This window comes from Lelliottia sp. WB101, assembly GCF_003051885.1.
GTDB lineage: Bacteria > Pseudomonadota > Gammaproteobacteria > Enterobacterales > Enterobacteriaceae > Enterobacter > Enterobacter nimipressuralis.
Genome location: NZ_CP028520.1, coordinates 3,564,974 through 3,586,251, shown reverse-complemented (window position 1 = coordinate 3,586,251; position 21,278 = coordinate 3,564,974). Strand labels below are relative to the sequence as shown.

The window sequence follows — 21,278 nt, the reverse complement described above, 5'->3', positions numbered from 1 at the left end:
ACCATTTTGAATAACAACCTCGCTCTGGCGGGGTTTTTTATTGCCTGGAGAAAATATGCTTTATAACACTGGCACCATCGCTATTAACGGAAATACCGCCACCGGCACAGGCACGAACTGGACGGCTCCCGCCAGCCAGGTCCGCGCTGGCCAGACGATTATCGTCATGTCTAACCCGGTCCAAATGTTCCAGATTTCAGCAGTAAACAGCGCCACGTCAATGAAGGTTACGCCAGCTGCTTCACCGGCGCTGAGCGGCCAGAAGTACGGCATTCTGATATCAGACAATATCTCGGTCGATGGCCTGGCGCAGGCGATGTCTCAGCTCATCAAAGACTACGACGAGAATATCGGTGCGTGGGAGACTTTTGCCACAACCACGGCAAACCAGAGCATCACTGTCACCATCAACGGCAAGGCAGTAAGCATTCCAGCGATCGGCAAGTTACTGCAGAAAGGAAGCAATGGTGCACTTGCTGTCGCAGATGGCGGTACCGGCGCAACGACCAAAGAAGACGCTCGCACAAACCTCGGTTTGGGTACAGCGGCTACAAAGGACATTGGCACATCCTCCGGTCAGGTTTTATTGTCCGGTTCAAATGGATTATGCGGAGCTGGGTCAGCTATTTATACCACTGGGAATGTTGCTACATTCAACACTCTTAAAGCGCTCGGCTGTGGATTTTTTCGAAATAACAATGATGCAGGAGTGATTGCACGTTATGGAGCTGGCTTTTATTCGTATGTCGGCGACACACATACAATTATTACTGTAAGTGCAGCTAATGCAGTTCCTGTAGTTTCAGCCGCAAGTGATACTTCTCTCGGAAATAATCTAACCTACTCTAATACCTTATACGGTACAGCCAACACTACTCAGGCCAGTGATGGAACGCTTAAAGCCGCATCGCCGGTGGTCAAGATATTTTCGGATGGCTCATGTCAGACTAACAACGAATCAGAGGGATGTACTGTAACCCATCTGACCATAGGGGAATATTTAGTTGAAGGATGCGAAGGGCTTAACTCAGATGCTACATGGGGGGGAATTGATGGCGGATTTGATATCCCTACCGACCGCAACAAGCAACCGCTTATCTGGTTAGATTATGAGGTAAATGCTAACGGTTCTGTGTTGGTAAAAACCTATCATCGCACGCATCCGAACGCACCAAAATTTGCCAGTAACGAGTTAGAGTGCCTGTTCGATGGCGATCCGGTAGATATCCCGCTTCATCAGTTTGTGTCAGTTCGCGTCGAAATGCCGGCCGATTCTTTATACAACAAAAGAACGAGTGCAAATGCGTTGGCCAAAGTTATCTAAGAAGATGAATAAAGCTTCAATGCAAAATGACACCTTAGCAGAGGTAATTCATTGTTAAATAGAGTTTTCTAGTTTCAGATGATTAAAAAAATGGCTGACTTCAAGCTAAGCTACATGTATAATCGAAGTTTTTAACTCACTATAATTTCTTTATGACCATTAAATATAGAGCGGATATAGATGGGCTGAGAGCTTTTGCAGTTATCTCAGTTGTTATATTTCATTACTTCCCTGCTATCCTTCCCGGCGGTTTTGTTGGTGTCGATGTTTTTTTTGTTATTTCAGGGTATCTGATAGGGACTATAATTTATAAAGACATACGAAGTAATAGTTTTAGCTACAAAGAGTTTTATATCCGTCGAGCACTAAGAATATTTCCGGCCTTAATAGTTGTTTTAGCCTTTTGTTATTATGTTGGTTGGAATGCTCTATTTGAGGATGAGTTTTCAGCGCTAGGAAAACACATCGCATCTGGAGCTGGCTTTATATCTAACATCATATCATGGTCTGAAGCTGGATATTTTGATAAAAACGCATCATTAAAACCATTGTTACACCTATGGTCCTTAGGTGTTGAAGAACAGTTTTATATTATAATTCCTGTTTTTTTAATAATGTCCTATGTCGTGTTTAGAAATGTTTTTATAGCTTCTATTATTATTGCAATAGCAAGTTTTATATATTGTGTTGCGACAATGACATCTGATCCAACCGCGAATTATTATTCTCCGATAACACGATTTTGGGAATTAATGGCGGGTGTTTTAATTGCAATCGCAACAGTTGATGGGTACAAGTTAAAATCTATTAAAGTTAAAAATGCATTATCTATATTGTCTATATTGATGCTTACGCTTTCAATATTTGCAATTAATGAAGGGATTCCTTTCCCAGGCTATATAGCGGCATTGCCGGTAATAGGTTCAGTGTTATTTATTGCAAGTGGTTCTGACGCGATTCTAAATCGAACTCTATTTTCATTTAAACCAATCGTAATTATTGGGTTAGTCAGCTACCCTCTTTATTTATGGCATTGGCCTTTAATATCCTTTGCTAGAATTATACATGGTTCAACTCCTGATACATACACCACTATTATTATTTTTGCTGCAGCCGTCGTTTTATCTTTGGCAACTTATTATTTAATCGAAAAGCCCCTGCGTAACATTCTAAAACAAAAGAGAGGGGTTAAAGCAATTGCTTTGACTGGTACTATGTCATTTCTATTGTGCGTAGGTTTACTGACCTTTTACCAAAATGGTATTCCTGACAGAGATTTTGTTAAACTAAGTCCAGATCGTAAATCTGGATATGGGGGGGGATGCCAAAGAATATTGCCTTAGGTTGTGGCGCAACAACAGAACATCAAAAAAAATATATTCCCAACTGTTTCCATGATTCACGCGGGAATAGTATCTATGGATTAATAGGTGACAGTAAATCGATGGCTTTATTTCCTGGTTTGATGAGAACTGCAAAAAAAGATGCCTATTGGACATACGCAGGAGGAACATCAAAAATTAATGGGAAAAATAATATAACCATGCCGGTGCTAACAGATGATAATGATTATTTAATATATCAAGAAGCCTCAAAGTCCTCTATTGAGGTCTTAGCAGAAGATAAGAATATAAAATATGTCGTTTACGTTATTGCCGCAAGGGCTATATTTCAACTTAAAACAGACTATCATATTCATGATCTTCCTAATTCAAAAAAATATCAAGTAGCTTATGATGGTTTAATGGCGGGCGTGAAGCAATTCATTGACTCTGGAAAGAAAGTAGTATTTGTAATTGATAACCCGACATTGCCTTATCCTGAAGACTGTCTAGTGAGAAATGTACAATTCCCATTAATTGGGAGTAAACTGGCTAACATTAATAAAGGATGTGAGATAACTCTTTCAGAGCATTATGCGTTATCAAAGCAATACAATAAATTATTAGAGGAAATTAAGTCGAGCAATCCTGAAAGGATATATTTATTTGATACGGTAAATATTCTATGTGATGAAGAAAAATGCAAGCAAACAAAAGATGGGAATTACCTGTATGGGGTTACGGATCATATATCAGATTACGCATCAGGAGTGGTTGGAAATAAATTAAATGAATATTTAAAAACGCTGAAGTAAAGTCCTTAGACTTCAGTTACCTATTGGGGGTCAGTCAAGAAAATGCGCTGACCCCATTAATTATATAATTTCATTTTCTTTTGTTTTTTTAAGGGAATTAATTAATATTAAATATTGCATCACAATATTTTGAATTATATTGATTATCGGGGGCGATAAAAAGTGCAGTGCCCAAGTTGGAATTCTTTTATTACCTTCAATATTTATTTCATCAGGTACATACATCGTAAATTCGGCCTGAATTACTGTTTTTAATAGTAGTTTCAACCGACACTTCCAGCCCGATGGGGCGATTCATCTTCCATATCATGTCCGCTCTTGCCGAGATGGAAAGGGAACTGATCGTCGAGAGAACGCGCGCTGGCCTTGCCGCTGCGAGAGAAAAGGGAAGGGTTGGCGGTCGTCGCCCAAAATTGACTGCGGAACAATGGGCACAAGCTGGACGACTCGTTGCGAACGGCATCGACCGTAAGCAAGTCGCTTTAATTTACGACGTAGCGGTCTGCACACTGTACAAAAAATTCCCGGCAGGAAAGCCGGATGGCGCCGAACTGTAGGCGGGCGGAAAAATTTACAAAAATATATTTGTCGATGCATGAGAAGGTTACGGGCAAACCGCTTAAGCCTTAATCAGCCAGCTTCATAGCGCACCTTGATCAGAATTTTCCATTCAACTACTGTATATAAAAACAGTGTTGAGGCGTGCATTATGAAGTTGTACAGACCAGCAGAGTTACGTGAAGTCATTGCTATCCCGCTTTTCAGCGACTTAGTGCAATGTGGATTTCCCAGCCCGGCCGCGGATTACGTCGAGCAACGTATCGATCTCAATGAATTGATGATCCAACACCCGAGTTCAACCTACTTCCTGAAGGCTGCCGGGGACTCGATGATCGATGCGGGAATTGGTGATGGTGATCTGCTGGTGGTGGACAGCTCCATCACAGCAGATCATGGAGATATTGTGATCGCCGCAGTGGAAGGGGAGTTCACTGTAAAACGCCTGCAGCTTCGACCGACTGTCCAACTCAACCCAATGAACAGCGCTTACAGCCCGATCATTGTGGGCAGTGAAGATACCCTGGACGTTTTTGGCGTCGTGACTTTCATCGTTAAATCGGCGAGCTGAAGTATGTTCGCGCTCTGTGATGTGAATTCCTTCTATGCATCATGCGAGACGGTTTTCAGACCGGATCTGCGGGGGCGGCCAGTAGTTGTTCTTTCTAATAACGATGGTTGTGTGATCGCGAGATCAGCAGAGGCCAAGGCGGCTGGAATTACCATGGGTGAGCCGTTCTTTAAGCAGAAAGATCTGTTCCGGCGCGCTGGCGTTGTCTGCTTCAGCAGCAACTATGAGCTGTATGCTGATATGTCGAACCGGGTAATGACGACGCTCGAGGAGATGAGCCCTCGCGTCGAAATTTACAGTATCGACGAAGCTTTTTGCGACCTGACTGGTGTTCGCAACTGCCGGGACCTGACGGAGTTCGGCAAAGAGATCCGAACTACGGTTCTGAAGCGTACGCACCTGACTGTCGGGGTTGGAATCGCGCAGACGAAAACCCTCGCTAAGCTGGCAAATCACGCTGCGAAGAAATGGCAGCGCCAGACAGGCGGGGTGGTTGATTTATCTAATATCGATCGCCAGCGCCGATTGCTCGCTATCGTGCCGGTAGAGGACATATGGGGCGTCGGAAGGCGCATCAGTAAGAAGCTGAACGCCATGGGCATCAAAACGGCCCTGGACCTTTCTGAGCAGAGTACGTGGATTATCAGGAAACACTTTAACGTGGTGCTCGAGCGAACCGTTCGGGAACTGCGCGGCGAACCCTGTCTCGATCTGGAAGAGTTTGCACCTGCGAAGCAGGAAATCGTCTGCAGTAGGTCGTTCGGTGAACGCGTTACTGAGTATGAGCAGATGCGCCAGGCTATCTGCAGCTATGCCGCCCGTGGTGCTGAAAAACTTCGGGGTGAACATCAGTACTGCCGCTTTATCTCTGCGTTCGTGAAAACCTCTCCCTTTGCGCTTAACGAGCCGTATTACGGTAACAGCGCGTCCATGAAGCTTCTCACCCCCACTCAGGATTCCCGCGATATTATCAACGCCGCGGTAAAGTGCCTGGACAAAATCTGGAAGGATGGCCACCGATATCAGAAAGCGGGGATCATGCTCGGAGACTTTTTCAGTCAAGGCGTGGCCCAGCTCAATTTATTTGACGAGAACGCACCGCGGGCTGGTGGCGACAAGTTAATGGAGGTGCTGGATCAGTTGAACGCTAAAGGCGGGAAGGGCACGCTTTACTTTGCTGGGCAGGGCATACAGCAGCAGTGGCAGATGAAGCGTGAAATGCTCTCGCCGAGGTATACGACGAGATACGCTGATCTTCTCAGGGTTCGATGAGAATCAAAGCATAAATTGGTCCGCTTAGTGCCAAAAGCGGAAGTTGAGCATTAGTGAGTGCTAATGGATATTTGTCATGGATGAGGAACGTCGGATCGTTACCAATAGACAAACCTCCACCCCAGGAATTATTTTATAAGAAAGAAATATTAATCCAAAAGGACCTGGTCAATAAATGCGCCGTAAAAATGTGAACGATTATCAAGCTTTTATCGCCGTGGCCCGAGAAAAAAGCTTCACTAAAGCGGCCGCTCAGTTAGGTGTCTCACAGTCGGCGCTGAGCTACACGGTGAGGACTCTAGAAGCTGACCTTGGTCTTCGTCTTCTTACCCGTACCACGCGTAGCGTTTCTGTGACTGAAGCTGGCGAGCGGCTACTTTCCCGTATAGGACCCCATTTTGACGAAATTGAAAGTGAGATAGCTGCGCTGAGCGGACTACGAGAAAAACCAGCCGGTACTGTGCGCATTACTGCCGTTGAACACGCCGCCGATACAATTCTCTGGCCTAAACTTGCCCCGGTGATGCTTGAGTATCCCGATATCAACATTGAAATTATCAGCGAGTACGGACTCAAAGATATTGTCGCTGAGCGTTTTGATGCCGGAGTTCGTTTGGGCGAACAGGTTGATATGGATATGATTTCCCTGCCCCTTGCCAGGGACTTCCGTTTTGCGGTGGTCGGAGCGCCCTCTTATTTCATGGGGAAGACCTACCCGGGAACGCCTCGTGATTTAAACGACCATAACTGTATCAGATTACGCCTGCCCACTCATGGCGGATTTTATACCTGGGAGTTTCGCAAGGATGAGACTGAAATTAAGGTCCGTATCGATGGACGAGCGACTTTCAGCACAATAAATATGATGAGGCAGGCCGCCCTTGATGGACTGGGACTTGCTTATCTGCCGCTGGATACCGTGGAGAATTATCTTGAAAACGGGATGTTAGTCCAGGTGCTGACAGACTGGTGCCCACCGCGTCCCCCCTATCATCTTTACTACCCCAGCCGTCTACAGCATTCTCCGGCATTTGCACTTGTGCTCGAAGCACTCCGCGCCCCATAACCTTTAAGCGCTGTTTGTCCTGGTCCATATGGAACTCAGTTTCTTATAACCCTATTAATAAAACCTCCTTCTAAGCCCATGCGAAATTAAGCATCTAATTTCTCAATACTAAAGAGATTAAGATGACGGCTGAAACTATCTGTGTTCTTTCAGCGGCCAGGGCCGTCATCGTGTAAATGAAGGAGTCTTGCAATGAGTAAAAAAGCTGGCGGGTTAAGCCGCCGAAATTTTATCCTGACGAGTTCAGTGGCTTCAGCAGGATTATTGATGGCGGGTCATGCTTCAGCCCTGCTCTCACCAACACCTCGTACATCTGGCACCACGACACACGTAGATGGCGTCACAGTCAGCAGTGTCCTGTTCCGGAACAATGAAATAATGATGTCCGGAAACGTATATGTACCCCCGGACTTCAGCGAAAACCGTCAATACGCTGCTATTGTCGTTGTCCACCCTGGTGGTGGCGTTAAGGAACAGACTGCGGGACTTTATGCCCTCAAACTGGCTAAAGACGGATTTGTCACCCTGGCGTTTGATGCCTCTCATCAGGGGGCAAGTGGCGGATTACCACGCTTTATTGATGATCCCATGAAGCGAGTCGTCGATTTCTATAGCGCAGTCGATTACCTGACCACTCTTCCTTATGTCGATAATAATCGTATCGGCGCATTAGGCGTTTGTGCAGGCAGTGGTATCACGGTTAAAGCGTCGATGACGGAACGTCGAATCAAAGCGCTGGCAACAGTCAGTGCTGTGGATGTCGGAGCCGCAACCCGTAAGGGTTGGGAGGGAACAACATCAGAATCTGAACTCATTCCAACTCTGGATGCGGTTGCAAAACAGCGCACAGTCGAAGCAGCAGGCGGCGCACCGGTTTATGTCAACTATGTGCCTAAATTGGGTGATGCCAGTGCTCCAAAAGATCTTCAGGAAGCTGCGGACTACTATCTGACCGAACGCGGAAAACATCCGACTTCTACCAATCAAATGCTGATGACAAGTATCAGTACGCTGGCGTCTTTCACCGGATTTGAAGGGGCTGATGTCTATTTAACACAACCACTACTGATTGTAGCCGGTAGTAAAGCAGGATCGCTCTGGCACAGCCAGGAATTACACAACACTGCGGCCTCTGTCCAAAAAACGCTGCATATCATTCCGGGTGCAACACATATGGACCTCTATGATGGTCAGGGTGCAACGGTTGCAGCGAGTAAGCTGGCTCCTTTCTTCAAGAAAAATCTCGCATAGGTATGACTTTCCATGAAACAAACTCCACTACTTGAAAGATTTCCACTTGGAAAAGGTGTGACGCTGCGCAACCGTATTGTGATGGCCCCGATGACGACCTGGTCGGGTAATGATGACGGCACGGTATCTTATGAGGAAGAAGCATATTATCGTCGACGCGTTCAGGACATCGGGCTGGTCATTACTGGCTGTACACATGTTCAGGAAAACGGCATTGGGTTTACGGGAGAGTTTGCTGCGTATGACGACAAATTTATTCCCGGTTTAAAGCGCCTTGCTATTGCTGCTAAAAGCGGTGGAGCACCGGCAATCTTACAAATATTCCATGCAGGTGTGAAAACCAGCCCTGAACTGGTTTCGGATATTGTAGCTGCAAGCGCTATTCCCGGTGACGCCGGTCCTTTCGCACCGTCCGTTACCCCTCGTGAACTGACATGCACTGAAGTCGAAACTGTTATTCAGGATTTCGGGGAAGCAACTCGTCGTGCAATAGAAGCAGGATTTGATGGTGTTGAGTTACATGGTGCTCATGGTTTTTTACTTCAGAACTTTTTCTCACCTCATTCCAACCGTAGAGAAGATCAATGGGGCGGCTCCCTTAAAAACCGTATGCGTTTCCCGCTCAGCGTCATTGAGAGTGTGCGTAAAACGATTGCTGAGCATGCAACCGATCCCTTCCTGATGGGATACCGCATTTCACTGGATGAGCATTACGAAGATGGGTTGCGCATTGATGAGTCGCTTCAGCTGGTTGACCGCCTGGTCGATGAGGGTATTGATTATCTTCATGTATCACTCGGTAATGCACTTGAAGCCAGACCAGTTGATGCACCGAATGGCTCCAAAGTCATCGAAATCGTGCGCGATCACCTTGCTGGACGTATACCTCTGATTGTTGCCGGGCAGTTGCGAACGCCAGAGCAGGCCGAGGATGCTGTAAAAGCAGGGGTATCTTTGACGGCAGTAGGTCAGGGTATGGTGATGAACCCAGACTGGGTTAAATTCGTTGATGGCAAAGCTGAAGGAAAAATTGCTCTCAGTATTGCTGCATCAGACGTAGAGCAACTTGCTATACCCCAGAAACTCTGGCGTGTAATTGAGGAAACGACTGGCTGGTTTAACATCCGTTAAATACGGCCTGGCCGTAATATGACAATTAGAATCAACTTGCCTTCATAACCTGGAAAGTTCTTACATGGCCGGATTTCGGGATTAACTGGGTGACGGCCATGTAAATTTTATCTTATTCCTTTAAATCCTCTTCACACTAAAGGAACATTATTTCAGGCATAACATCCGCTTTTCGCTCACAGCTGACCTTCTGAACGACACGTCCGCTCCGTGCCTGAGCGGACGTTGTTGCCTCAATGTACTTTAGCTACTCTTATGCTAATAATTTGACGGAAAAGAAGGGGCATTCATGCGGGAAATCGTTGTGGCGCCATACGATGAAAAATGGCCTGCTATGTTTAACGCTGAAAATTTTCTGCTACAAGCATTGCTTGGTGACGTGGTTAGGAAGATTCATCATATTGGCAGTACGTCAGTGCCTGGCCTTTCAGCAAAGCCAGTGATTGATATACTTCTGGAAGTTGCCGATATCAACCAACTGGATAAATGCAACTCTGCAATGGTCGACGCCGGATATGTTTCTCGCGGTGAAAACGGCATTGCAGGACGCCGGTACTTCATTAAGGGAGGGGATCAGCGTAGCCATCAAGTGCATGCGTTTTCAGTAGGGGACATTCAGATACAAAAACATCTTTCTTTCCGCGATTATCTGAGGAAAAACAGTGATATTGCAAGTGACTACGCTGAGATAAAGCGTACAGCAGCATTGCTATGTAAGAATGATGCACATCGTTATAGCGCATTAAAAACGAACTTTATAGAGCATCATCTGCAACGTGCTCTGATTGATCTGGAACGATAGATATTGAGTTTGCCACTGTGATGTTTTGTTTAACATAATGCAACTGCCCTATTTTAGGGAGTAACTTGCCCGCCAACTCTGCCTATATGCGCTATGAAACGTCCGCTTTTCGCTCAAAGCAGACATGATCGCGTAGTTTTTGTGCATCAGATCTCAGCCTCGATTAACTCCGGCCCCTGATTTCTCGGATTTCCTACGGCTCGAGTGACCGCATGCCAGATAAATTTCTCAGCCGCCACCGCACCGTCGGCAGCTAAATCTTCCGCTTCTTTCCCGCCCACATCTTGCCTCATCCATTCCCTGGCGGCTTCCGGTGACAGCACCAGTGGCCGCCGGTCGTGAATATCGACCAGCCCCTTATCGGCTGCCGAAGTCACAATCAGGAAACCTTCTGTATCGTCTCCGCGTTCGAATGGGGGGCTGCCGATCACTGCCATAAAAATCGGTTTACCGTCGGCCCGATGAATGAAGTAGGGTTGTTTTTTGTCACCTTCTTTTTTCCACTCAAACCAACCGTCTGCGAAACAAATCGCCCGGCCATGCTGCCAAAGAGGTTTGAACATTCTGCTGGTGGCTGCCGTCTCTACGCGCGCGTTTATCAGTGGCGGTTTGTCCCACCACCCGGGCGCGTAACCCCAGAACACTGGATCGAGATGCAGCAGCTCGTCACGTTCGCTCAGCAGCAAAACTTTTGTGCCTGGCGCCACGTTATACCTCCCAATCGGTTCTGGGTCGTAAGCGATATCGCGTTCGGCTTCGTCTGCCAGGTACGCTAGATATTCTTCGCGAGTTTGAGCTTGTGCAAAGCGCCCACACATAGAAACCTCCAGCCAGATGTCAGACTGAAAGTATAGGGCAGGGACAAAGACTGCTAAGCTAATGCAGAGAATTTCGGGGGCAAATTTGGGGGCAAAATGTGATGCGGGGGCATGAAAAGGGGCAAGATGCTTTCCGTTATTCTCTGATATTGTCCGTTGCAGAAGAAGCTAATCTATTGGATTGTATGTAAAATTATGATTCACAAAAGATTAGTTGAGCTGGGCTCTTATCTGGCTACTATTAAAGGCCGGACGTTAGATCCGCCCAACCGTAAGACAATCTAAGGGGACGCTATGCAGTACGATATTTTGAATACCGAAGTCACAACCATTGATGGCGAGAACACCACGCTTGAAAGTTACAAAGGTAAGGTTCTGCTGGTGGTCAACGTCGCCTCGAAATGTGGTCTGACGCCGCAGTACGAACAGCTGGAGAACATCCAGAAAGCCTGGGAAAAAGACGGATTTGTGGTCCTCGGATTCCCCTGCAACCAGTTCCTGGGCCAGGAGCCGGGCAGCGAAGACGAGATCAAAACCTTTTGCAGCACCACTTATGGCGTGACATTCCCAATGTTCAGCAAAATCGACGTCAACGGCGAAAACCGCCATCCGCTGTATGAAAAACTGATCGCCGCAGCGCCTGCTGCCGTCGCGCCGGAAGGCAGCGGTTTCTACGAGCGGATGGCGAGCAAAGGGCGCGCTCCGCTCTATCCAGACGATATTTTGTGGAACTTCGAAAAATTCCTGATTGGCCGCGATGGTCAGGTGGTGCAGCGCTTCGCACCGGATATGACGCCGGAAGATCCGATCGTCATGGAGTCCATTAAACTGGCGCTGGCGAAGTAATGACTCAGCTGATGCAGCTCGCGGGCGTCGCGGAGAAGGGAAGGCTGGAACCGGTCAGCGCGGAAATCCGTGCGGGTGAGATCGTGCACCTCGTGGGGCCAAACGGTGCCGGGAAAAGCACATTGCTCGCGCGGATGGCCGGGTTGACGTCAGGCGAGGGCGATATTATTTTACACGGGCATTCTCTTCATGAATGGTCGCCTGTGTCGCTGGCGCACCGGCGCAGTTATCTGGTGCAACAGCAGACGCCGCCTTTCGCCATGCCTGTCTGGCACTATCTGGCGCTGCATCAGCATGATAAATCCTCGTCATCACTTCTGGATGACCTCACCGGGGCGCTTGGGCTGACTGATAAGCTTACGCGCAACGTCAACCAGCTTTCCGGCGGGGAGTGGCAGCGCGTGCGGCTTGCGGCGGTGATTCTGCAAATCCATCCGGCGGGAAACCCGCACGGTAGTCTGCTGCTGCTGGATGAGCCGATGAGCAGTCTGGACGTCGCCCAGCAGGCGGCGCTGGATAAGCAGCTCAGCCTGCTGTCTGGCAAGGGCATTGCCGTGGTGATGAGCAGCCATGACCTGAACCATACGCTGCGTCACGCCCATCGCGTTTGGCTTTTGGCGCGCGGAAAACTGCTCGCCAGCGGCCCGCGTGACACCGTGCTTACACCGCCCAATCTGGCGACAGCATACGGGATGCCTTTCCGGCGGCTGGACATCGAAGGGCACAGAATGCTGATTTCTACCGTCCAGGAATAAGCGTTTCTTGCAAGGTTGTGTAATCACAGGCTAAATTACGGAAAGGAAAAAAAAAGCAGAGGATTCGTCTGGAAATGCGATTCTGGTTTCTGATCGTGGGCATGTTATTACTTGCAGGATGCAGTAGCCATCGTGCGCCACCCCCTAATCCGCGGTTATCGGATTCAATAACCGTGATAGCCAACCTGAACGATCAGTTGCAAAACTGGCGCGGGACACCCTACCGCTATGGCGGCATGAGCCGGGGCGGGGTGGATTGCTCTGGCTTTGTGCTGATGACATTCCGCGATAAATTCGATCTGCAACTCCCGCGCGATACCCGCACACAGGCCAAAATTGGCACTGAAATAGACAAAGACGATCTGCTTCCCGGTGACCTGGTATTCTTTAAAACGGGGTCGGGAGAAAGTGGCTTACATGTTGGCATTTATGATACCGACAACCAGTTTATTCATGCCTCGACCAGTCGCGGTGTGATGAGGTCTTCCTTAGATAATGTTTACTGGCGGAAAAACTTCTGGCAGGCGCGCCGTATATAGCCGCACTCTCTTTTTTCTTAAGCGCGATTTTGGTTAAGTCGCGCTGTTTTCTGACTCATTGCACTTTTGATACATTACGTAACATTAATTAATTCTGTAAGTCCCTGAATTCGTGAATACTGGATATTAATTGATATCCAGGATAAGATTATTTTTAGATTGAGGGAAAAATCTTAAAATATAAAAGGAAAGAATGAAATTAACTCTATTAAAATCAATAAAGTTGAATTGTTTTAGCCGTTGCTCCAGGATGCAAGATATCGTCGTTAACGCGGGGCAGGCTCTATGATTGTCACCCTGAATAATCCTTATCAATCTGAACTGTTATTACTCCCGGCGCGCAATATCGCAGGGGAGCTACAGGGTTTAGAGATCCTGGCTAACTTTGTTAGCGTGGGGGCTGACGTCCGCATCCCCACTGAGCTGGTGAAGCCCCATCTCACTGCAGAAGACGAGTTAACGCTGTTTAAAGAGAAACTCGACCTGCTGGATTCCTGCAAACTTTTTTTTGTGCAGCATCAGCTTATTGCATGGATAAATATTACGCCGGTCATTAGTGAGTATCTTTTAACAGACAGAAATGCCGGGGCAATATTAGATCGTTATCCTTTTCTTGAGTTCACGGTTAATGAGAATTATCCCGGTTTAAATAACGGCAAAGATGATCTCATGCTGGCGAGAATGGCGATCCATTTCCCGATGGTGCTGGCCGACTACGGTGCCGGTGCCGCGTCGAATAAAGCCATTTTTGACGGGCTGTTTACCCGTGTTGCGCTGGATAAAGGGTTTATCCAGCAGCGTGTCGCGGAGTTTTCCTTCGAGCCATTTATGCGCGCGATCCTTGCACAAATCTCGCCATACTGCCTGTCGGTGATGATCGCGGGAGTGGATGATGAAGAGGTTCTGCGACGGGTGATGCCTTTCCGTTTTAGTGCCATGCAGGGGAATTTGTGGTCCGCAGTCCCCGCGAGTCAGGTCACCACGCTCGTTCAACGATAACCCTGCCATTCGCCCGTGTTTAAGCACGGGTAAACCCTCTACACTAGAGGCAGGAGGACTTATGACCCTGTCTTTTACTGCTCACTGGCACGATGAACTGCCAGATTTCTACACCGCACTTAATCCAACGCCGCTGACCAACGCCCGGCTCATCTGGCATAACGACAGCCTTGCCAGCGAGTTAGGCATTCCGCCATCGCTATTCCAGCCCGCGACCGGCGCTGGCGTCTGGGGCGGCGAAGCGCTGCTTCCGGGCATGCAGCCTTTGGCACAGGTCTACAGCGGTCATCAGTTTGGCGTCTGGGCCGGTCAGCTCGGCGACGGTCGCGGTATTCTGCTGGGTGAACAGCAGCTTGCGAACGGCCAGACCGTCGACTGGCACCTGAAAGGGGCCGGGCTGACGCCGTATTCCCGCATGGGCGACGGACGCGCGGTGCTGCGCTCGACGATCCGCGAAAGTCTCGCTTCAGAAGCGATGCACGCGCTTGGTATCCCCACCACGCGCGCCTTATCCATCGTGACCAGCGATACTCAGATTGCCCGCGAAACCTACGAGCCGGGTGCGATGCTAATGCGTATCGCACAAAGCCACGTCCGTTTCGGCCATTTCGAACACTTCTACTATCGCCGCGAGCCGGAAAAAGTCCGCCAGATGGCAGATTTTGTCATTCGTCATCACTGGCCGCACTGGCAGGATGACGCGGACAAATACATCCTCTGGTTCCGTGATGTCGTGGCGCGCACCGCGTCGCTGATGGCCTGCTGGCAAACCGTCGGCTTTGCCCACGGCGTGATGAACACCGATAACATGTCGATCCTGGGCCTGACCATGGATTACGGCCCGTACGGTTTCCTTGATGACTATCAGCCAGATTTTATCTGCAATCACTCGGACCATCAGGGGCGCTACAGCTTTGAAAACCAGCCTGCGGTAGGCCTGTGGAATTTGCAGCGCCTCGCCCAGTCTCTGTCGCCGTTTATTGATGTGGAAGCCCTGAACGATGCGCTGGATCTCTATCAGGAGGTTCTGATGCAGGAATACGGCAAGCTGATGCGCCGCAAATTGGGGCTGACGACGCAGGAGAAGGGCGATAACGATATTCTGAATGCGCTGTTTGCGCTGATGGCCCGAGAGGGTAGCGACTACACCCGTACTTTCCGCATGCTGAGCCAGACGGAACAGCAGAGTGCAGCCTCGCCGCTGCGCGATGAGTTTATCGACAGAGCGGCTTTTGACGGTTGGTTTAGCACCTACCGTGAGCGCTTGCAGCGCGAGGAAATTCAGGACGACGCCCGTCAGGCGCAGATGAAAGCCATTAATCCGGCGATGGTTCTGCGCAACTGGCTGGCGCAGCGGGCGATTGAGCAGGCAGAGCAGGGGGATTACGCAGAGCTGCATCGTCTGCACGACGCCCTACGCACGCCGTATGCGGATCGCAGCGATGATTATGTCAGCCGCCCACCGGACTGGGGCAAGCGGCTGGAAGTGAGCTGTTCAAGCTAAGGCGCGAGAAACACCTGTGGGGCCGCATTCACTGGATGCTGGCCCACGTGCACCTGCGCCCCGTACCAGCGCGCCAGATCCCCGGCGCGCAACACGCTTTCCGGCGACCCCTGCGACACAATCTCTCCTTCGTGCAATAACACAATCCGGTCGGCCCACAGGGCGGCCAGATTGAGATCGTGCAGCACCACGCAGACGTGCAGATCGCCCTGCGCGGTTAAGGATTTCATCAGGCGCAGCAAATGCTGCTGGTGATATAGGTCCAGCGCCGAAGTCGGTTCATCGAGAAACAGCCAGCCGCGCGGCGCGCCGTCGCACCATAACTGCGCCAGGGCGCGGGCAAGTTGCACCCGCTGCTGCTCACCGCCCGACAGGGAGGCGTAGCGCCTTCCCGCCAGCGGCAGACAGCCGGTTATCTGCATCACCTGATGGATCACTGCGCCTTCCGGCTGCGGCGTCCAGGGCGCACGTCCCATGCCGATGACCGCTTCAACCGGCCAGTCGAAGCCCAGCTGGGTCTGCTGGCGCATCACCGCGCGATGGCGGGACAGCATCTGCGTACTCCAGGCCTCCAGAGATCTCCCGTTCAGCACGCACTCTCCCGACGCGGGTTTCAGAAAGCCGGTCAGCAGACGCAGCAGTGTCGATTTCCCTGCGCCATTAGGGCCGATCAGCGCCACCAGTTCGCCCGGCTCCAGCGAGAGCGACACCTCACGAATCACAGTCTTGTCTGCTGTGCGGTAAGTCAGTGCCCGCGCGCTAAATTGTTCAGCCATGCTGTCCTCCGCGACGGAAAATGAGCCACAGGAACCAGGGAGCGCCAAGGAGACTGGTCAGCAGGCCGACCGGCATCTCCGCAGGGGCGACGGCCGTCCGGGCGAGAGTGTCGGCGATCAGCAGTAAAAATGCGCCCGCCAGCACCGAACCGGGGATCACCGCGCGATGATCCGATCCCAGCCACATGCGCATCAGATGCGGAACCACCAGACCGATAAAGCCGATTACGCCGCTGACGGCGACCGCAGAGGCGACCAGCAACGCGCTACACAGCAGCAAAATACGCTGTACCACGCGTACGTCCACCCCCAGGTAGTGCGCCTCTTCGTCGCCCAGCTGCAGCAAATTCAGCGCACCCGCTAACCGCCAGATAATCAGCACCGTCGGGATCATCAGCGAGGTGACGGCCAGCAGCGTCGACCACTGTGCCGATCCCAGACTGCCCATCCCCCACAGGGACAACTGGCGGAGCTGCGCATCATTGCTGACCCACGACAACACGCCAACCGCAGCACCGCACAGGGCGTTGATGGCAATGCCTACCAGCAGCAGGCGCGACAGGGAGCTGTCACGCTGCTGGCTGAGCAGAAAAATGACCAGTGTCGCCGCCAGCGCGCCAAGAAACGCCGCCAGCATCGGAGCGTACAGCATCAGCAGCGCTGGCAGCGTGACGGGTAATACCACCCACAGCGCCACGGCGCAGGCCGCACCGCTGCTGATACCCAGCAGACCGGGATCGGCGAGCGGGTTACGAAACAGCCCCTGCATCACACAGCCCGCCAGCGCAAGCGATCCGCCAATCACCAGCGCCAGCAGCACGCGGGGGAGGCGAATGGTGAACCAGATCTGGCGCAGCGCGTCGTCGGAGCCGTTCCACAGCAGGGTGACCGGCAGGCGCAACGCGCCAAAACCGGTCGCCAGCAGCGTCATCAGCGCCAGCGTCAATGCCAGCCCCCACAGGGAGAGGGTGATCCGGCGAGGCATCAGGGGAGTTGCTCCGCTTTGTCGCGCAGCTGCTGAATCGCCTGCGGCGTACGCACGCTAAACCCGAGCAGCGCCATATCGTCAATCTGCAACACCTGCTTATTTTTACCCGCTGGGGTTTGTGCCAGACCTGGCAGCTTCCACAGATTATCTTCGCCACCCATCGCGCTCACGCCGTCCTGCGAAATCACCACCAGATCCGGCTGGCTGGCAATTACACCCTCCTGCGAAAGCGGTTGATAGCGCGCAAAACCCTGCATCGCATTCTTTAACCCGGCGGCGCGGATCGCCGCATCCGCGCCGGTCTGCTGGCCCGCCGCCATGGCGGTCATCCCGCCGTGGTTGAGAATGAACAGCACCCGTTTATTGAGCGGTGACGACGGCAGCGCCGCCAGTGCCTGACGCAGGTTTTTACGCAGGGCATCTCCCTGCTCAACACGATGGGTCGCTTCAGCAATCACCCGCACCTTTTCGTCGATGACGCTGAGATCGTTACTGCCCGGCACGGTGACGACCCGGACATTGCTCTGCTCGACCTGTTTGAGCGCCAGCGACGGCTGAGCCTGCGCACTTGCCAGCACCAGCGTCGGGCGCATCGCCAGAATCCCTTCGGCGTTCAACTGACGCAGATAGCCCACGTCCGGCAGCGCAGTGGCCGGTTGCGGCCACTGGCTGGTGCTGTCGCGGGCGACGAGCGATGACTCTGCGCCCAGGGCGTAGACAATCTCCGTCACGTCACCGCCCAGCGAGACAATTTTCTCCTGCGCAGCGGCAAAAGCCGTTAGCGGCAGCGCGACAATCAGGGCAAGCAGTTTTCTCATGCGGCCAGCCCTTTTGGCGCCAGCGCGTCGATCTGCGCGCGCCACTGGGTTTGTTCCGGCTGGCCTTCGGTACGCTGGCCGTAAAGCTGGGCGATTTGCGTACCGTCTGCGGCAAACAGCTCCAGACTGGTGACGTGCCCGTCGGCGGTCGGTTTACGCGTGACCCAGGTCTCGGCGATGGTCTCCTCCAGCAGATGCAGGGTGAAGGTCGGGTTAAAGATGTTCAGCCAGCCTTTCATCGGGACCAGTTTTTGCACGACGCCGGTGAAGATCTGCACGCAGCCACGGTTACCGACAAAAATCATGATCTCGTTGCCATCCTGACGCGCAGTTTCCAGCAGTTGCCCCAGCGCGCTGTTGTCCACTTTGCAGGCCAGATCGTCACCGACCAGGCGGAACGCCTGCTGACGGCTCAGGTTATGGCGCTTCAGCAGGCTGAAGAACTGATGTACGTCGGTCATCGCCCGCCATTCGCTGTCCACCGTATTTCCGTCCACTTCAGCGGCGTGAGCCACTGCATCGGCGGCTTTCAGCGCCAGCGGCGGGTTATCGGCAAAGATAAAACGGGTCAAAACATCACCCCACGCAGAGACATCGGTGTTGTCGGTGGTGTAGACCTTCAGCAGCGCATCGCCCTGATGGTCAAAGAACTGAATGCTCTGGCGCTCGCCGCGCGCGGTGGCTTCGCTGATGTGGAACACGTAGGCCCACTGATTCAGGAACAGGCGCAGATCGAGCGCACCCGGGTTCAGCACCAGCCCGGCGTGGCCGCTGAGATGCTGATTGGTAAAGCTTCCGACCTGCTCATGTACCGCGTATTCGTTGCGGCAAATGCACTTGGTTTCGCCTACCGCTTCGAGCGCGCTGAGGATCTCACGCACTTCACCATGCAGGCGCCAGGCGTCGTGGCCCACGCGCGCGGAAGTCAGTTCGGCTTCGCTGATGCCCATCATGGCGGCGATGTCGCGTGCGTATTTGCCAGGGTTTTGTTCTTTTAGCTCAATCCAGCGTATGTAGTGATTCATTGTCTCTTCCTTCCAGATAAGCGCCCCGGCGAGCCGGGGCAAGGTGATTACCACTGATAACTGACGAAAATCTTGCCGTTGCGTCCATCCTGCGGGATGCCCTGCGGGGACCAGTACTCTTTGTCAAAGGCGTTGCCGAGCACCAGCGTGGTGGTGACGCCTTTCAACTGCTCCTGACCCTGATAGCTGACGTAGAAGTCATTCACCGCGTAGCCTGGCTGCTTGCTGTATGAGCTGCTGATGTGCGTGGAGCGATCGACGAAGGTGCCGATCCAGCCCACGGAGAAGCCGCTTTGCGCCACCGGTACGTTCAGTTTGCTGGTGACGGTATCCGGGTTAATGCTGGAGATGTATTCGCCCGTATCGGTGTCTTTCCCGCGCGTGCGGTTGTAGGCCATGTCCAGGCTGAACAGATCAGCCGAGTATTTCGCCATCACGTCCCAGCCCCAGATTTTGGCGTTGGGTACGTTATAGGACATGGTGGTGGCGGCCGCAAAGTCGACGGTGGTGGAGATGTAATCTTTTGCCTTGGTGTCGAAGTAGCTGGCTTTGAACTCCAGTTCATCGTTGGCAAGCATCAGGTCGTCAAAGCGCAGGCCAAAACCGTACTCCTGCGTTTCGTTGGTTTCCGGGCGCAGATTCGGGTTCGGCACCCAGTAGTTGGTGTAGAAGCTGCCGATGGAGAAGTGTTTGGAATCGTTATACATCTCGCCCATCGTCGGTGCGCGGAACGCCTGCGCGTAGGAGCCGAACAGCATCAGCCAGTCGGCTGGCGTCACGGTTAAGCCCGCGCGAGATGACCATTTATCGGCATCCACATCTTCGTAACCGTCGCTGCTGCCACGGTAGTTGTCATAGCGCGTACCGCCGAGGAGGGTCACCGGCAGGTCGCGCAGGGTGATTTCGTCCTGCAGCCAGCCGGAGCTGAAGTCGATTTTCGCGTCCGGGAAGCCGGTGGTAGATCCGCCTGGATTTTGCTCCTGACGGTAATACTCCCCGCCATAGGTCAGCAGATGCGAGGCGAAGGAGTCGGTGAACAGGCGCGTGCGGTTCTCGACTTTCCCGCCTTTGGTCGTCTGCTTGCGGAATTCAGCGGTGCGGTCGACGTTCTGAGCGTTAATGCGTGCCTCGGACCAGTACACTTTTGCGTTGGCATTCAGCCAGTCGTTCCCCTCCGGCGCGAGAGCGTAAGAGAGCTGAGCGTCGCGCTGGATGGTGGAACGGTCGGTCATCGGGTTGCTGCTGTCATCCGCATCGAGGGTCTGCGGGTTTTTAGGTTCCTGCGCGGCGTTATTGTAGTAGCGCAGGGCACCGCCCAGGGTCTGGGCGCTGTCGATTTTCCAGCTGCCTTTCGCCAGCATGTTATTGATAGATTCGTCGTTAGGCGCGGTGGACCCGTCGCTCTGACGTAAATCCCCGCGATCTCGGCTGGACCAGGCCACCAGGCCATCCAGCGTATCGGTACGACCAAACGCGCTGGCACCCATGCCAATGCTGTGATCGCCCGTGGCACCAGTGCCGAAGACGCGGAAACCGCTGTTTTTACCGTTTTCGAGCAGATCTTTGGCATCAACGGTGTCATAGGAGATCACGCCGCCCATCGCGCCGCTGCCGTAGAGCAGGGCAGACGGGCCGCGTACCACTTCAATACGTTTGATCAGCGCAGGATCGAGGAAGGTGCTGTTCAGGTGGCCGGTGTCAGTCCCCTGACGCACGCCATCGACCAGCACCAGTACGCCACGGCGATCGTACCCGCGCAGGTTCACGTCCTGACCGTTGGTGCGCCCTGTGCCGTCGAGCGTAATGCCTGGTACATTGCGCAGCAGGTCGGCGGCGGAGCTGGCAGTCTGTTTATCAGGGGTGGTCGCGTCGATCACGCTGACCATCATTGGCGCTTCAAAGGTGCTACGGGCGTTACCCGTGGCGGTGACGGTCATCTCTTCTGAGGCGGCAAACGCAGCGCCCGGCAGGGTACTGACAACGGCCAGCGCCAGCAGCGAGGGGCGCAAAGACGCGGAATGCAGGTATGGCATAGCAACTCTCCATTTGGAAATCGAAAGCGCTGGCTGCCTGGGGATCACCTGGGTGGCTGGCGAAT

The 21,278-nt window shown here is 52.1% G+C and carries 20 protein-coding genes and 1 pseudogene; 15 read left to right on the top strand and 6 right to left on the bottom strand.

Annotated elements, in window-relative coordinates; all coding sequences use genetic code 11:
- Positions 1-55: 55 nt before the first annotated feature.
- The 10 genes and pseudogenes from DAI21_RS17290 (at position 56) to DAI21_RS17245 (ending at position 10,112) form a co-directional block, all read left to right on the top strand.
- Positions 56-1,324: a phage tail protein gene (locus DAI21_RS17290; protein WP_107703744.1), complete on the top strand. Its 1,269-nt coding sequence runs from the start codon at positions 56-58 to the stop codon at positions 1,322-1,324.
- A 152-nt stretch (positions 1,325-1,476) separates the two neighbouring features.
- A complete protein-coding gene (locus DAI21_RS17285; RefSeq protein WP_107703743.1) occupies positions 1,477-2,667 on the top strand; it encodes an acyltransferase in 1,191 nt (396 codons plus the stop codon).
- Complete coding sequence (locus DAI21_RS17280) at positions 2,646-3,461, top strand: SGNH hydrolase domain-containing protein (protein ID WP_159075424.1); 816 nt, start codon at positions 2,646-2,648, stop codon at positions 3,459-3,461. Before DAI21_RS17285 ends, DAI21_RS17280 begins: the two co-directional genes overlap by 22 nt.
- Before the next feature lie 263 nt (positions 3,462-3,724).
- Positions 3,725-4,018 (top strand): annotated as a pseudogene (locus tag DAI21_RS17275) (helix-turn-helix domain-containing protein); the annotation flags it as partial.
- A 152-nt stretch (positions 4,019-4,170) separates the two neighbouring features.
- On the top strand, positions 4,171-4,590 hold the full coding sequence (locus tag DAI21_RS17270; RefSeq protein ID WP_107703741.1) for a translesion error-prone DNA polymerase V autoproteolytic subunit: 420 nt from the start codon (positions 4,171-4,173) through the stop codon (positions 4,588-4,590).
- Between the two features lie 3 nt (positions 4,591-4,593).
- The gene (locus DAI21_RS17265) at positions 4,594-5,862 is read left to right on the top strand and encodes a Y-family DNA polymerase (RefSeq protein ID WP_107703740.1); all 1,269 of its coding nucleotides are present in this window, start codon (positions 4,594-4,596) and stop codon (positions 5,860-5,862) included.
- A gap of 175 nt (positions 5,863-6,037) precedes the next feature.
- Positions 6,038-6,928: a LysR family transcriptional regulator gene (locus DAI21_RS17260; RefSeq protein ID WP_044375043.1), complete on the top strand. Its 891-nt coding sequence runs from the start codon at positions 6,038-6,040 to the stop codon at positions 6,926-6,928.
- 192 nt (positions 6,929-7,120) lie between these two features.
- On the top strand, positions 7,121-8,179 hold the full coding sequence (locus DAI21_RS17255; RefSeq protein WP_234419493.1) for an alpha/beta hydrolase: 1,059 nt from the start codon (positions 7,121-7,123) through the stop codon (positions 8,177-8,179).
- 12 nt (positions 8,180-8,191) lie between these two features.
- A complete protein-coding gene (locus DAI21_RS17250; protein WP_063863504.1) occupies positions 8,192-9,310 on the top strand; it encodes an NADH-dependent flavin oxidoreductase in 1,119 nt (372 codons plus the stop codon).
- A 289-nt stretch (positions 9,311-9,599) separates the two neighbouring features.
- Positions 9,600-10,112 carry a GrpB family protein gene (locus tag DAI21_RS17245; protein ID WP_107703739.1) on the top strand — a complete coding sequence of 171 codons (513 nt, stop codon included), beginning with the start codon at positions 9,600-9,602 and terminating at the stop codon, positions 10,110-10,112.
- 146 nt (positions 10,113-10,258) lie between these two features.
- On the opposite strand, the gene DAI21_RS17240 is transcribed toward DAI21_RS17245, so the two are convergent.
- Positions 10,259-10,930, bottom strand: coding sequence for an SOS response-associated peptidase (locus DAI21_RS17240; protein ID WP_107703738.1), 672 nt, complete (start codon positions 10,928-10,930; stop codon positions 10,259-10,261).
- A gap of 294 nt (positions 10,931-11,224) precedes the next feature.
- On the opposite strand from DAI21_RS17240, the gene DAI21_RS17235 reads away from it, so the two are divergent.
- The 5 genes from DAI21_RS17235 (at position 11,225) to selO (ending at position 15,573) form a co-directional block, all read left to right on the top strand.
- Positions 11,225-11,776, top strand: coding sequence for a glutathione peroxidase (locus DAI21_RS17235; RefSeq protein WP_107703737.1), 552 nt, complete (start codon positions 11,225-11,227; stop codon positions 11,774-11,776).
- Complete coding sequence (gene btuD / locus DAI21_RS17230; RefSeq protein ID WP_107703736.1) at positions 11,776-12,531, top strand: vitamin B12 ABC transporter ATP-binding protein BtuD; 756 nt, start codon at positions 11,776-11,778, stop codon at positions 12,529-12,531. Before DAI21_RS17235 ends, btuD begins: the two co-directional genes overlap by 1 nt.
- A gap of 74 nt (positions 12,532-12,605) precedes the next feature.
- On the top strand, positions 12,606-13,070 hold the full coding sequence (locus DAI21_RS17225; RefSeq protein WP_100780471.1) for a C40 family peptidase: 465 nt from the start codon (positions 12,606-12,608) through the stop codon (positions 13,068-13,070).
- A gap of 285 nt (positions 13,071-13,355) precedes the next feature.
- Positions 13,356-14,069, top strand: a complete 714-nt coding sequence (locus DAI21_RS17220; protein ID WP_107703735.1) for an EAL domain-containing protein — start codon at positions 13,356-13,358, stop codon at positions 14,067-14,069.
- Between the two features lie 61 nt (positions 14,070-14,130).
- A complete protein-coding gene (selO, locus tag DAI21_RS17215; protein WP_107703734.1) occupies positions 14,131-15,573 on the top strand; it encodes a protein adenylyltransferase SelO in 1,443 nt (480 codons plus the stop codon).
- Here selO and DAI21_RS17210 read toward each other — a convergent pair.
- The 5 genes from DAI21_RS17210 to DAI21_RS17190 are packed head-to-tail and all read right to left on the bottom strand — an operon-like array spanning position 15,570 to position 21,213.
- Positions 15,570-16,349 carry a heme ABC transporter ATP-binding protein gene (locus DAI21_RS17210; RefSeq protein ID WP_107703733.1) on the bottom strand — a complete coding sequence of 260 codons (780 nt, stop codon included), beginning with the start codon at positions 16,347-16,349 and terminating at the stop codon, positions 15,570-15,572. The two genes, selO and DAI21_RS17210, sit on opposite strands and share 4 nt — an antisense overlap.
- Positions 16,342-17,334: an iron ABC transporter permease gene (locus DAI21_RS17205; RefSeq protein ID WP_107703732.1), complete on the bottom strand. Its 993-nt coding sequence runs from the start codon at positions 17,332-17,334 to the stop codon at positions 16,342-16,344. Before DAI21_RS17205 ends, DAI21_RS17210 begins: the two co-directional genes overlap by 8 nt.
- Positions 17,334-18,155, bottom strand: a complete 822-nt coding sequence (locus DAI21_RS17200) for a hemin ABC transporter substrate-binding protein (protein WP_107703731.1) — start codon at positions 18,153-18,155, stop codon at positions 17,334-17,336. The genes DAI21_RS17205 and DAI21_RS17200 overlap by 1 nt, the downstream gene beginning before the upstream one ends.
- Positions 18,152-19,180 carry a hemin-degrading factor gene (locus DAI21_RS17195; RefSeq protein WP_107703730.1) on the bottom strand — a complete coding sequence of 343 codons (1,029 nt, stop codon included), beginning with the start codon at positions 19,178-19,180 and terminating at the stop codon, positions 18,152-18,154. Before DAI21_RS17195 ends, DAI21_RS17200 begins: the two co-directional genes overlap by 4 nt.
- Positions 19,181-19,227: 47 nt before the next feature.
- Positions 19,228-21,213, bottom strand: coding sequence for a TonB-dependent hemoglobin/transferrin/lactoferrin family receptor (locus DAI21_RS17190; protein ID WP_107703729.1), 1,986 nt, complete (start codon positions 21,211-21,213; stop codon positions 19,228-19,230).
- Positions 21,214-21,278 lie beyond the last annotated feature (65 nt).